This is a genomic window from Chitinophaga sp. 22308 (assembly GCF_052045305.1).
Taxonomy (GTDB): domain Bacteria; phylum Bacteroidota; class Bacteroidia; order Chitinophagales; family Chitinophagaceae; genus Chitinophaga; species Chitinophaga varians_A.
Map to the genome: position 1 here is coordinate 369,817 of NZ_JBQEOP010000001.1, position 13,419 is coordinate 383,235.

General features: G+C 52.2%; 11 protein-coding genes. 7 read left to right on the forward strand and 4 right to left on the reverse strand.

Going from position 1 to position 13,419, the window contains the following annotated elements:
* Positions 1-51: 51 nt before the first annotated feature.
* Entirely contained in the window at positions 52-2,421 is a 2,370-nt protein-coding gene (locus ACTJJS_RS01530) for a prolyl oligopeptidase family serine peptidase (RefSeq protein WP_440662137.1), read from the reverse strand.
* A gap of 101 nt (positions 2,422-2,522) precedes the next feature.
* Between ACTJJS_RS01530 and ACTJJS_RS01535 the strand changes: the two genes are divergently transcribed.
* Positions 2,523-3,059, forward strand: coding sequence for a histidine phosphatase family protein (locus ACTJJS_RS01535; RefSeq protein ID WP_440662138.1), 537 nt, complete (start codon positions 2,523-2,525; stop codon positions 3,057-3,059).
* A gap of 93 nt (positions 3,060-3,152) precedes the next feature.
* On the opposite strand, the gene mgtE is transcribed toward ACTJJS_RS01535, so the two are convergent.
* Both mgtE and ACTJJS_RS01545 read right to left on the reverse strand, forming a co-directional pair.
* The gene (gene mgtE / locus ACTJJS_RS01540; RefSeq protein ID WP_168869626.1) at positions 3,153-4,529 is read right to left on the reverse strand and encodes a magnesium transporter; all 1,377 of its coding nucleotides are present in this window, start codon (positions 4,527-4,529) and stop codon (positions 3,153-3,155) included.
* Between the two features lie 59 nt (positions 4,530-4,588).
* The gene (locus tag ACTJJS_RS01545; protein WP_440662139.1) at positions 4,589-5,464 is read right to left on the reverse strand and encodes a bestrophin family protein; all 876 of its coding nucleotides are present in this window, start codon (positions 5,462-5,464) and stop codon (positions 4,589-4,591) included.
* Positions 5,465-5,610: 146 nt separating this feature from the next.
* Here ACTJJS_RS01545 and ACTJJS_RS01550 point away from each other — a divergent pair, with 146 nt between their 5' ends.
* The 6 genes from ACTJJS_RS01550 to hutG all read left to right on the forward strand — a co-directional run bounded on the left by ACTJJS_RS01550 (position 5,611) and on the right by hutG (position 12,481).
* Positions 5,611-6,024, forward strand: coding sequence for an SET domain-containing protein (locus ACTJJS_RS01550; protein ID WP_440662140.1), 414 nt, complete (start codon positions 5,611-5,613; stop codon positions 6,022-6,024).
* Positions 6,025-6,396: 372 nt separating this feature from the next.
* Positions 6,397-6,888, forward strand: coding sequence for a MarR family winged helix-turn-helix transcriptional regulator (locus ACTJJS_RS01555; protein ID WP_168869623.1), 492 nt, complete (start codon positions 6,397-6,399; stop codon positions 6,886-6,888).
* 38 nt (positions 6,889-6,926) lie between these two features.
* Positions 6,927-8,495 (forward strand): histidine ammonia-lyase, encoded by a 1,569-nt coding sequence (gene hutH, locus ACTJJS_RS01560; RefSeq protein ID WP_168869622.1) that lies wholly within the window; start codon positions 6,927-6,929, stop codon positions 8,493-8,495.
* Positions 8,473-10,143, forward strand: a complete 1,671-nt coding sequence (gene hutU / locus ACTJJS_RS01565) for a urocanate hydratase (protein WP_440662141.1) — start codon at positions 8,473-8,475, stop codon at positions 10,141-10,143. The genes hutH and hutU overlap by 23 nt, the downstream gene beginning before the upstream one ends.
* Before the next feature lie 105 nt (positions 10,144-10,248).
* On the forward strand, positions 10,249-11,496 hold the full coding sequence (gene hutI, locus ACTJJS_RS01570) for an imidazolonepropionase (protein ID WP_440662142.1): 1,248 nt from the start codon (positions 10,249-10,251) through the stop codon (positions 11,494-11,496).
* Positions 11,480-12,481, forward strand: a complete 1,002-nt coding sequence (gene hutG, locus ACTJJS_RS01575; protein ID WP_440662143.1) for a formimidoylglutamase — start codon at positions 11,480-11,482, stop codon at positions 12,479-12,481. Before hutI ends, hutG begins: the two co-directional genes overlap by 17 nt.
* Before the next feature lie 102 nt (positions 12,482-12,583).
* Here the strand turns inward: hutG and ACTJJS_RS01580 are convergent, their stop codons facing one another.
* A complete protein-coding gene (locus ACTJJS_RS01580) occupies positions 12,584-13,402 on the reverse strand; it encodes a CHAD domain-containing protein (protein ID WP_440662144.1) in 819 nt (272 codons plus the stop codon).
* Positions 13,403-13,419 lie beyond the last annotated feature (17 nt).

The window sequence follows — 13,419 nt, forward strand, 5'->3', positions numbered from 1 at the left end:
ATTCCCTCTTATGAATTACATAGGATGTATGTATTAGTACATCCTGTGTGGTTATTTCAATAACGTATTATCAAACAAATGTAAGATTCTTTTGTATTCATCGGTCCAACTGCTGGGAGTTGTAAATCCGTGGTCTTCCACGGGGTACGCGGCCAGTTCCCAGTTGTCTTTTCCCAGCTCTATCAGTCGTTGTGTCAGTCTCACGATATCCTGGAAATGTACGTTGGTATCTACCATACCATGACACATCAGCAGTTTGCCTTTCAGTCCTTCTGCAAAATAAATGGGAGAAGAGCGGCGATAGGCAATACTGTCGGTGAATGGTTCATTCAGGATATTGCTTGTATAGCCGTGATTGTAATGCGCCCAGTCAGTAACAGAGCGTAAAGCGGCACCGGCAGCAAAGACGCCTGGTTTGGTGAACATCGCCATCAGCGTCATAAAGCCTCCATAGCTGCCACCATAAATTCCAATGCGGCTGGCGTCCACCTGCAATTTCTCTGCCAGATATTTGGCGGCGTCCACTTCATCGTCCAGGTCTTTGCCGCCCATATAGCGGTAAATACCGGTGCGCCAGTTACGGCCGTAGCCGGCACTGCCGCGGTAGTCCACGTCCAGCACGGTATAGCCCTTGTCTGTCAGCAGATTGTGGAACATGTATTCACGGAAATAGCTGCTCCACCACTTGTGCGCATTCTGCAGATAACCTGCGCCATGCACAAAGATAACGGCAGCGCCGTTTCGCTTCGCGGGGTCCGGCGTATACAACCGGGCATAGATAGGCTGATTGTCACGCGCTGTAAAAGTGATCACCTGCGGGTCGCGCCAGGGATAGGATTTAAACTCGGCCGACTGCGCCATATTGGTGACCTGCACCGGCTTGCTGCCCGGGCTGTTGGGCTGGATGTACAACTCCCACGGTTTGGTGGAATAGGAATAACGGTAAGCGATCCATCTTTCATCCGGTGAAATGCTCACTTCATTCGCTCCTTCCATGGTGGTGATGCGTTCTGCCTTTCCACCGTTAACGGCTATACGATAAAATTGTTTTTCGCCGGGATGCACTTCGTTGGTGGAGATGTAAAAATGTTTTTTATCGTTGGACAGATAAACGTCCTGTACTTCATAACTGCCTTTGGTCAGTTGTTCTGTCTGACCTGTCGCTACCTGTGTGGTGTACAGGTGGGAATACCCGGTGGCTTCTGACTGGTACCAGCAGGTGTTTTCATCGGTCCAGCCCAGGCTGGTGTTGATCTGCCATCCGCTGATGCCGGGACCGCCGATCCAGGCTTCGTCACGTTGCCGGTTCAGTGATTTTACTTTTCCGGTAGCCGGATCAATCAGTACGATCCAGCGGTCTTTGTTGTCAAGGGAACGTATATCTGCAATAACATGTGTGCCCCTGTCTGACCATAACGGTGCATTGACAAGCACGCCGCGCACTTTGGCGCTGTCCCTGCGGGGATAGTCTTTGCTGTAGTCCGGCAGGTCCCTGATGCCTGGCAGGTCTGTTACCACTACCGGCAATACGGTGTCTTTTTCGCGGTCGTAAAGGTAGCAGTCAACCGCTGCCTGCGGTCCGCCTACTTTATCACGGGAATGGATATCCGTAGTAAAACCGGAAGCGGTGACAAATTCCGGAACGATGGTATTTTTACCGCCTGCTTCCTTATACAGCTGATAGGTGACATAACGGCCGTCAGGGCTTATCTGCGCGCCATCCAGCTTTTTATCGCCGAGGTATAGTTTACGCAGTGGTTTGGCTTCGTTTTGTTTATTGAAAGCGATGGCGGCGTCCTTTTTTGCTTTTTTGTCACGGATGACGGCCAGCAGCTCAAGCTGTTGTGCTTTCAGGTATTTCTCCTGGTCATTGCCTTTTTCGAGATCACTCTTTTCTGCCGGTGGTTTCTCGCCACTGGTGAAGTTGGTGAGCTGGGTGGTAACGCCGGTGGACCTGTTCCAGGCAAAGAGGTCCTGGTTCTGCGTGTACACTACCTGCTGCCCGCCGAAACTGAAGACAGGGTTGGTTTCTGCAGCGGTGGTCTGGGTAATGCGAATGGTTTTGCCGGACTTTATCTCCATCAGGTATATATCTCCCTGGTAACCATAGGTAAGCAGGGTTTTATCTGTATTGTAGCTGCCTCTAGCCCTGGCTGCCAGCAGGCCGCGGTCTGCGGCCGGCGTTTTTACCGGCGTATGGTTTTTGATACCGGCGGCATAGAGGGAGTCAGACAGCTGCTGGTCCGGGTTCCAGCTGAAATAAACGGTCTGGTTGTCGGTCCCCCAGAAAATATTATCGGGGGAGGTGCCTATCCACTTAGGATCGCGCATAATTTTTTCTACCGTAAGGGGCCCTGGTTGTTGGGCATAGAGACTGTTGGCTGATAAAAAAATAATGGCGGGCAATACCCATTTTGTCATAGCGGTTCAGTATTTTGTTGGGTGATAAATGTAACGGTTTAATCATAAATTGCTGCAAATTTTGGATAGACGCCGGTTGGCTGTCTTTCACTATCCTGCATATGCGCTTACTGCCCATCATATTTTGTCTCTGCATACTGGCGGCCTGTAAACCCAAGGCGCCGGTACGGCAACCGGTACCAGTATCGGAAGACACTACTTTTCTGACAGGTACGTTCTACCTCGTCCGCCATGCGGAACGTTATCCCGGAGGCGTGGATACCACCCTCACACCGGAAGGTTTCCAACGCGCCGGCCTTTTATATGAACGGCTGAAAAATGCCCGTCTCGACAAGATTTACCTGACGCCCTACCGCCGCTGTATCCAGACGGCCGACAGCCTGCGGATCAAACAACATTTGGACACCTGCTTTTATCAGGCAGATACCACCGGGGAATCGTTGATTTATGAAATTACGCGGCATGGCGACTGGGGAAAACGTATCCTGGTCATCGGCCACAGTAATACGCTGGTACCGGCGCTGCGTGGGCTGCGGGCCAAACCGCATATGGCGGCCATCGGGGAAGATGAATATAACTGGCTGTTTATTGTTCATAAAACGTCAGCAGGGACTACGCTGACAGAAGACTGCTACTAATACTCGTCTCAAAAGACTTTTTCTTCGAAACCAAAAAGCCGGCTGTTTCAGCCGGCTTTTTGAATATCGTACCTCCGAGCTTCAGCCCAGGGACTATAATAAAATACCTTTCATCAATGTATAAGCCACGGAGAAATAAATCAGCAGCCCTGTCACGTCCACCAGTGTGGCCACAAACGGGGCGGAAGACGTGGCTGGGTCGGCGCCGGCTTTCTTCAGGAGAATAGGCAGCATGGAACCGGAGAGGGTCCCCCATAATACTACGCCTACGAGGGAAAAGCCTACAGTGGTGCCAATCAGCACGGTATGTTCGCCGTAGGTGTGGAAAAGGCTGTTCCAGAGCAGGATGCGGATGAAACCGATGAATCCCAGCACGCTGCCCAACAGCAGGCCGGAGATGATCTCGCGCCGCATCACGCGCCACCAGTCATTGATACTGATTTCGCCGAGCGCCATGGCCTGTATGATCAGGGTGGAGGCCTGGGAACCGCTGTTGCCACCGCTGGAAATGATCAGGGGCACAAACAGCGCCAGTACCACGGCTTTGGCTATTTCGTCTTCAAAGAAGCCCATGGCTGTTGCTGTCAGCATCTCGCCGATGAACAGTACCACGAGCCAGCCTACACGTTTTTTAACCAGCTTCAGCAGCGGCATATCGAGGTAGGGCTCGTCCAAAGCTTCGGTACCACCGATTTTCTGGATGTTTTCGGTATGTTCTTCGTTGGCGATCCACAGGATATCGTCGATGGTCACGATGCCCAGCAGGATGCCGTTATCGTCTACTACAGGCAGTGCCACACGGTTTTCCATGCGGAACACCTGGACTGCTTCTTCCTGGTCGTCGTTGGCACGGAGGGAAACGAAGCGGTCGTCCATCAGGGTATGTACCACTGTATCGGTGGCTACCAGCAGGAATTCGCGGATACGGAAGTCGTCCAGCAGGTGGCCCCGCTCATCGATCACATATATAACGTCAATGGTTTCACTGTCTTTGCCATGCTCCCGGATATAGTCCAGCACCTGTTTCACGGTCCACTCTTCCCTGACGGCGATATAGTCGGGCGTCATGATACGCCCTACGCTGTTGTCCGGATAGCCCAGCAGAGAAAGGGTGATCCTGCGCTCTTCAGGGTCCAGCAGTTTAATCAGCTCCTTTACCGCTTCACTGGGCAGTTCTTCCAGGAAGGCGGTACGGTCATCGGCCGGCAGTTCGTTCATCAGCTCTGCGATCTTGGCAGGGGGCAGGGCCCGGATCACATCTTCCTGCAAGGGGAAGTCCAGGATACGGAAAGCTGCCGCCGCTCTGCTGATCGACAGTTGATGGATGATGATGCCCGCATTATCGGGATCTTCATGGATCAGTTCTGCTATATCCGTAATTAACTGGTCGTCCAGGTACACCGAGAGCTCGCGATAGTTTTTTTCTTTCTTCAGTGTGCTGAATTTCTCCAGTAATGCTTCATTTTCCATGTACTAATTTGACTCTATGCGCGAAAATAAGTTAAAATAAAACGCCTCCGGGGTTATCACTATAATAATTCTCCGATGTGTTTGCGGATATTATTGGAAATAGTGTCGGTAGGCAGGTCGTTGGCATCAAAGCCAAACGGGTCCTCAATTTCTTCCGCGATCAGCTCAAGGCTGGCCAGTACAAAAAAGATGAATACTACCATGGGGATAATGAGGTACCCCAGGCTGAACACATACCCGAAAGGCATGGTCATAATATAGAAGAAGATGAATTTTTTGATGAATACGCTGTAACTGAATGGGATAGGGGTGCTTTGGATACGTTCGCACGCGCCGCATACTTCGGTGAAGGTCTGTAACTCGCTGTTGAGGACGATCAATTGTTCGCCGGTCAGCTGTCCCTCCCGTTGCAGGTCTGACACTTTCTGCATGATCCGCACGGCCAGTTGGTTAGGAATGTGTTTGGAAGGGTCCAGCGGGGCCTGGCCTTCGGGCAGGGCTTCTATCTCTTCAGCCTTGTATATTTTCCGCAGATGGTTTTTTAGGCCGAAGGCATAGTTGGGGATCATAACCCGGAAGAATGCCCGTGCTTCAGTGTTGCCGGCCGGCAGCATGGCATGCAGTTTAATGGCCAGGTTGCGGCTGCTGTTCACCAGAGAGCCCCACTGGCGGCGGCCTTCCCACCAGCGGTCATAGGCAGTATTGGTCCGGAATACCAGCAACAGGGATATTACAAACCCCAGCAGATTGTGCATCAGGGATATGTTCTTGACTTCACTGTTGGACGCCAGCTTGAAGACGGATATCTCCAGCCAGGCTACAATAGCAGAATAAATGGCCAAAGCTATAAACATGGGAAAGAGCTTCCGCACCGTGTCCGCTTTGTGAATACGGAAAATAAAGGTAAACCAGTCCTTCGGGTTGTAATTGATCATAAACTTACAGTTAGCATCGGGTAAAAGTAACCACCGGCACCATAAAAGAAAATTATTCGGGCCGCAAACCTAAAATTTTTCAACATGATTTTGATAACTTCTTCCTTTAACTTTACTTTACGCCTTCTTTTATTTGAATAAGTGCTATGATAAAGCCATACTTGTACATTGATAAGTCTAAGGGAAAAGGCCGCGGCGTATATACCAAGGAACGGATACCCGCCGGTACCAGGATCGAAACGTCGCCCGTGCTGGTCCTCTCTTACGACGATACGGAGATTGTCGACAAAACGAAGCTCCATAACTATATTTTCCTGTGGGGAGTGCGTGAAACCCGCTCCTGCATTGCATTGGGCTTCTGTTCCATCTACAACCACGACTATAATCCCAACTGCGAGTACGAGATGGATTTTGATGCCGAAACCATGAGCATCATTACCCGCCGCGATATCAAAAAGGGAGAAGAGCTCTTTATCAACTATAACGGCGATGTGGAAGATGATTCCCCCGTTTGGTTTGATATGAAACGTCTGAGAGAAGACCAGGCAAAGTCCAAATAAGACCACGGGAAAGGAAGACTGTACCAAAAAACAGCTTCCCTTTCAATACATCTACCACCGGCCCGGGCACGGATTCCCTTCCCAGGCCAGGCCTGTGGCTGATATGTTGAAAAAATTCCCGCCATCCCTTGGCGCCTGGTTATTTTTTCATAATATTGTATAAGTGCTTATATAATTTGTTCCTTGACGATCTCAATATATAGCATACTGTTATAATTAGCTTAGGTCGATGATAACCGCGGATGACTACCAATAACCGCTCACCGCATGTTTATCATCTTTTTTAGGATAGATATATAAGTGCTTATATAATTTAGGTTGACATAACGGATTCCCAATTCGTCATTCGTAATCCGTAATTCGTAATTGAATATGAGTTTTTATCCTTCACTCGGGTATCTGGTCTTCGGCAGCCGCCTGCGCCGGCTCAGCGAATACTTCCTCGCGGAAGTAAATAAGGTATATGAACAGGCTGGCATTCCCTTCGACGCCAGCTGGTTTCCGGTATTCTACCTGCTCTCCGGACAGCAACCGATGCCTATCATCGATATCGCTGCACAGCTCGAGATCTCCCATTCAGCCGTCAGCCAGATGGTGACCAACCTGCGCAAAAAAGGACTGCTCAAAACCACGCCCTGTAAGGACGACGGCCGCCGGCAGCTCGTTGCCTTCACCAAAAAGGGGGCAGACATGCTGCAACAGATACAACCCATCTGGCAGGCTATTTCCACAGCCATGGAGGAACTGGTCACGGAAAACAAACAAAGCCAGCAGCTGCTGGCTGCGATAGCCCAGGTGGAACAAGCGGTGCAGCAACAACCGCTCTCGGAAAGAGTGATCAAATCCATCCAAAAGAACGACTAATCATACACCAGCAATCTTTATCCATAAATCAACTAACCATGAGTGTTATTTTTAAATACGGTATCGACCAGCTGACGGTAGGCGTGGTGCTCGACATTGCCGCAGGCAGAATAAAGGGCGTCCTCACACCGGAAGTCATCACCAAAGTCAATACCAGCAACGGATACGTGCAACAGATCGTATCGCGGCACACAACCGTGTACGGTATCAACACCGGCTTCGGCCCACTCTGCGATACCAAAATTTCAGAAGAAGACACCCGTGCGCTGCAGTACAATATCCTGCAAAGCCACAGCGTAGGCGTGGGCAATCCCATCCCTGAAGAGATCGCACGCATCATGCTCATCACAAAAGTGCATGCATTGGCACAGGGTTACTCCGGCGCAGCGCTCTCCACCCTGGAACGTATTATCTGGCATATCGAAAACCATGTGACGCCACTGGTGCCTGAAAAAGGCTCTGTAGGCGCATCCGGCGACCTGGCCCCGCTGTCGCACCTCTTCCTGCCTTTGATTGGCCTCGGAAAAGTATGGTACAAGGGGCAGGTGACCACCATGGAAGCAGTACTGCAACAGGAAGGTATACAACCGGTGGTGCTTGGCCCTAAAGAAGGACTGGCACTGATCAACGGCACCCAGTTCATCCTCTCTTTCGCGGTAAAAGCAGTGCAACGCCTGTACAACGCACTGGAAGCGGCAGACATCATCGGCGCGCTCTCCCTCGAAGGCCTCATGGGCACCCACAAACCTTTCGACCCGCGCCTGCACGCTATCAGGCCTTTCCCAGGCAACCAGCTGGTAGCGCACCGCCTCAAAACCATGCTCGACAACTCCGAGATCATGGCTTCACATGTGGACTGTGGCCGCGTACAAGATCCATACTCCCTCCGCTGTATGCCACAGGTACACGGCGCTTCCCGCACAGCATGGCTGCACCTGCTGGAGCTCACTACTATTGAGCTCAACGCGGTGACAGACAACCCGATCATTTTCAGCGATACTGACACTATCAGCGGCGGCAACTTCCACGGTCAGCCCATGGCGCTGCCACTGGACTACGCCACCGTAGCGGCAGCAGAACTGGGCAATATCTCCGACAGGCGCAGCTACATGATGATCGAAGGAAGATACGGCCTGCCTAAACTGCTCATCGAAGACGCCGGCCTGAACTCCGGGTTTATGATACCGCAATACACCACCGCCGCCCTGGTAACAGAAAACAAAACCCTCTGTTTCCCTGCCAGCGCCGATAGCGTGCCTACCTCCCTCGGACAGGAAGATCATGTGTCTATGGGCTCTATCAGTGGCCGTAAACTCAACCAGGTGATCGGCAACCTGGAATACATCCTCGCTATTGAACTGCTCTATGCCGCACAGGCAGTGGATTTCCGCCGGCCGCTCAAATCCGGTCCCATCCTGGAAGCAGTACACCGCTACGCCAGGCAGAAAGTGACTTTCGCAGATAAAGACCGCATCTTCGCTTACGATATTGAAGCATTACACCAAATCATCACGGACCAGTCTCTTGTGCGCGTAGCCAATGAAGCAGCCGCACAACATCAATTACCTTTAAATGGCATCTACCATGACCAGTTTGGACTTTATTAAACAATATGCGGCACATCCGCACTACAAAGCGCCCCGTGGCGCACAGCTGCATGCTAAATCCTGGCAGACGGAAGCACCGCTGCGCATGCTGCTCAACAACCTCGACGCTGAAGTAGCCGAAAACCCCGATGAACTGGTGGTGTACGGCGGTATTGGCCAGGCCGCACGCAACCGCGAAGCACTGGAGAAAATTATCAAAACCTTACTGGAATTGGATGAAGACCATTCCCTGCTGGTACAGTCGGGCAAACCGGTAGGCATCGTGCGCACCCATCCGCAGGCACCCCGCGTAATGCTGGCCAATAGTAACCTCGTGCCCAAATGGGCCACCTGGGAGCATTTCAATGAACTGCGGTCCAAAGGCCTCATGATGTACGGACAGATGACCGCCGGCAGCTGGATCTATATCGGCACACAAGGTATTCTTCAGGGTACCTACGAAACCTTTATGGAATGCGGCCGTCAGCACTTCAACGGCAACCTGGCGGGTAAACTGATCGTTACTGCCGGTATCGGCGGTATGGGTGGCGCCCAGCCACTGGCAGCCACTATGGCCGGCGGCGTAATGCTGGCTGCTGATATCGATCCTACCCGCATTCAGAAACGTATCGATACCCGCTACATCGATCGCATGACCCACTCCTATGAAGAGGCCGTGGCATGGGCCAAAGAAGCCATGGCTAAAGGAGAACCGCTGTCCATCGGCCTCGTCAGCGATGCCGGCGATATGCTGGAACGCCTGCTCAAAGACAATATCATCCCTGATATGCTCACCGACCAGACTTCCGCACACGACCCTATCAACGGTTACGTTCCCAATGGCATGACGCTGGAAGCCGCGCTGGAACTACGTAAGAAAAACCCTGCCCGCTACCGCGAGCTGTCGCTCAAAAGCATGGCCCGCCACGTTGGCTTTATGCTGGAGATGCAACAGAAAGGCGCTGTCACTTTCGACTACGGCAACAACCTCCGCGAATTCGCCAGGGAAGGCGGAGAACCGAACGCGTTCAACTTTCCCGGTTTCACGCCGGCGTATATACGTCCGCTTTTCTGCGAAGGCAAAGGCCCCTTCCGCTGGGTAGCCCTCTCCGGAGACCCGGAAGATATCTATACCACCGACCGCGCACTGATGGAAGCTTTCCCGGAAAATACCCACCTGATCAACTGGCTGAAACAAGCACAGGAAAAAGTGGCCTTCCAGGGACTGCCCGCCCGCATTTGCTGGCTCGGCTTAGGAGAAAGAGAAAAAGCAGGCCTTATCTTCAATGAACTGGTAAGAACAGGCAAAGTGAAAGCACCGATCGTTATTGGCCGCGATCATCTCGACTGTGGATCTGTGGCTTCCCCTAACCGTGAAACAGAATCCATGAAAGATGGCTCCGATGCTGTCAGCGACTGGACGCTGCTCAACCTGATGTCCAATACAGGCGGTGGCGCTACCTGGGTGTCTTTCCACCACGGCGGCGGCGTAGGCATGGGGTATTCCCAGCACGCCGGCATGGTCGTATTGGCCGACGGAACAGACCGCGCAGCGGCCTGTCTGAGCCGTGTGCTATTCAATGACCCAGCGATGGGCATCTTCCGCCACGCAGACGCCGGCTATGAAAAAGCGCAGGAGTGGGGCGATAAATTCGGCATCAACATATAGCATGTAGGGATTTTTTGATTTTTGGGATCATCTTTGAGCAATAACCTCCCAACTCCGAAATCGTAAATCAAAAAATCCCAACATTTCATGATTAATAAAAGCACCATGAAAATATTACTGGGTCCTTTCTCGCAAATCCTTCCCCTCAGTGGCTTACCGCTGAAAGGCACCTTGCAGGACGAACAGCTGACCGTTATTGAAAAAGGTGGTGTAGTGATCAGTGCGGGCAGGATTGTAGCGATAGGGCCATATAAAACATTGCTGCAGGAACATCCTGATTGTGAAGTGGCTTTCATTGACAGGCCGATGGTACTGCTGCCCGGCTTTATCGACTGCCACACGCATATCTGTTATGACGGCACCCGCAACCGCGACTATGCGATGCGTATCGCCGGAAAAAGTTATCTCGAGATAGCCCGCGCCGGTGGCGGTATCTGGGACTCAGTGACCAAAACGCGTTTAGCCGATCCTGTTACCCTCGTGGAAAATACGGTCGCCAGGGCCAATCGCCATTTGCTGGAAGGCGTTACGACCATAGAAGTGAAAAGCGGCTATGGGCTTAACTTTGAAAGTGAGGTGAAAATGTTGCGCGCTATTCAGCAGGCATCCTTGCATACGGCTGCCACGCTGGTGCCTACCTGTCTGGCTGCCCATATGAAACCGCGTGATTTTTCCGGTACGGAAGAGGAATATCTGCAATGGGCGCTCGATGAGTTGTTGCCCGTGCTGAAAGCGGAATCCCTGACTGACCGGGTGGATATCTTCATCGAAGAAACGGCTTTCTCTGCGAAAGCGGCACTGACCTATCTGCAAAAGGCCCGTGAGCTGGGTTTTGTCGCTACTGTGCATGCAGACCAGTTCAGCGCCGGCGGCGCTGCGGTGGCCGTAGCGGCAGGCGCGCTGTCGGCCGACCATCTGGAGGCCAGCAGCGACCATGAAATTGACCTTCTCGCAAAATCTGACACCGTGGCGGTGGTTTTACCCGGCGCATCGCTTGGTTTAGGCATGCATTATGCCCCGGCACGCAGATTGCTGAATGCTGGTGCATCGGTGGCGATTGCGAGCGACTGGAACCCCGGATCTGCGCCTATGGGCGATCTGCTGGTACAGGCCGCTGTGATGAGCGCAGCAGAGAAACTGTCAACCGCTGAAGTATTGGCAGCCCTTACCTTCAGGGCCGCACCGGCACTACAGCTGAAAGAGACAGGTCAACTGCTGGCTGGCTTTGCCGCCGATATGCAGGCATACCCCACCGCCGATTTCAGGGACATCCTGTACTATCAGGGTAAAATGAAACCGGCGAAGGTGTGGAAAAAAGGAGAATTAGTTCAATCTTATGATAACAAAGGATAGTTACCGGCCAACAGCCCCCGACACATGGACCGGCCGTACCGATGGTACAGAAACAGACCTGCTGCGCTGGCATCAGGTGGTCCGCACAGCAGACCTGTTGCAACAACCGCTCCCTGTCCTGCAAAAAGGACAGAAAGGGGTGGCATTCCTCGGGTTTGCCTGTGATGAAGGTGTACGCCGTAATAAAGGCCGCACCGGCGCCGTAGATGGTCCGGGCGCCCTCAGAAAAGCAATAGCCAACTTCCCCGCCCATTTTGAGGAAAACACCGTGTTGCTCGATGCCGGCGATATCGTTTGTGCCGGTACTGCGCTGGAAGACGCGCAACTGGTGCTCAGTGAGGCGGTGCAGGCACTGCTGACAGCGGGTTACCTGCCTGTTCTGCTGGGCGGTGGTCATGAAATTACGTATGGTCATGCCAGTGGTATCCGCAAATTTGTGCGGCAGAAAGGTAACCTCGGACTGATCAACTTCGACGCCCATTTCGATATCCGTGTTCCGGGTGAAGAAGGGCCCAGCTCCGGCACCGGCTTCTGGCAACTGGCGCAGGACTGTAAAAACAACAAGGAAACATTTAACTACCTCGCCCTCGGTATCCAGAAAAACGGCAATACGCGCCAGCTTTTTAATATCGCCGGAGAAGAAGGCGCTACCTACGTGGGCGCTGATGCTTTCCATCTGAACGATAAAGACACGCTGCTGGCGGCTATCCAGCATTTCCTCAGTCAGGTGGACCATGTGTATCTGACTACCTGCCTCGATGTTTTTGCGGCCGCATTTGCACCCGGCGTAAGCGCCACCGCTTACAACGGCATCCTTCCGGGAGGCCTGTTCCTGCAATGTTACAGGGCCATTATGCACAGCGGAAAAGTAAGGGGAGTGGATATTGCTGAACTGAACCCATCACTGGACCAGGACAACCGTACTGCCAAACTGGGCGCCGCTATTATCTTTGAAACGCTGATGGCGTATTGCGGGGAAGAGTAAATTATTTATGGATTTTTTGATTTTCACAAGATCAAAGCCCCAAACGGATAATAACCGCTTGGGGCTTCTCTTTTATCAGCCACAAAACCAAAAAATCGAAAATCAAAAAATCCGTAGATGTTTCACGCTTTCCGCCAGCTTTTCTTTAGTCTCCCGTTGCAGGAGCTTAATCAGCTGTGGCACTTCTTCCGGCAACATTATTTTTTCCTTTCTGATATGAGTGGCCGTGTTTTTTATAAACACTAAAAGTTCGCTGGCGTCGTGCCATTGGCCCAGCAACTCTCCTGCTTTTTTGCTATGCTGCAGTTGTTCCAGGTGCTGCCGGGTATGATGGGGCAGTTGCGTAACGATGCCCAGCTGATAATAGAGCCGTTTCATACGCTTGCGCAGGTCATGCCAGGAAGAGGCCGGAGCCTTGCTTTCGGGCAGCTTCGTCTCATTGTACATAGTAGCCACATGCGCTATGATGGCGTCGATGGCGGCTGTTTCATCGATATCCGCAATAGCTTCTTTAAAAGCATCCGGCAGCCGGGAAAGTTTTTTGATGGAAAGGCGTTCCATGGTGGCTGTCAGTGCATTGTCCGCCGTGGCTGACCGGGTTTTCAATAACAGGTGCGCTACGGAAAAACGCCAGCCGATGGTTTTTTCATGATGGGTAAGAAACTGTTCCTGCAGGCGGGTATCGCGGGAAATACCGCCAATGTCCTGTAACAGCCGGAGCGTACTGAGGTGGGACCGTGTTTTCAGGTGATAACCGGGTATTTCTTTCGCCACGGCCAGCAGGGCACGGATCTTTTTACTCCCTACCCGCAGCTGATGGATAGCATGTTGCCGCCGGGCAGGATGCGGAAGCTGTTCAAACGCGGTCACAACAGTGGCGCAGCCGGTCTCCAGATACTCGTGCAGAATGGTTTTCAGCATTATCTTAAAGTTAACAA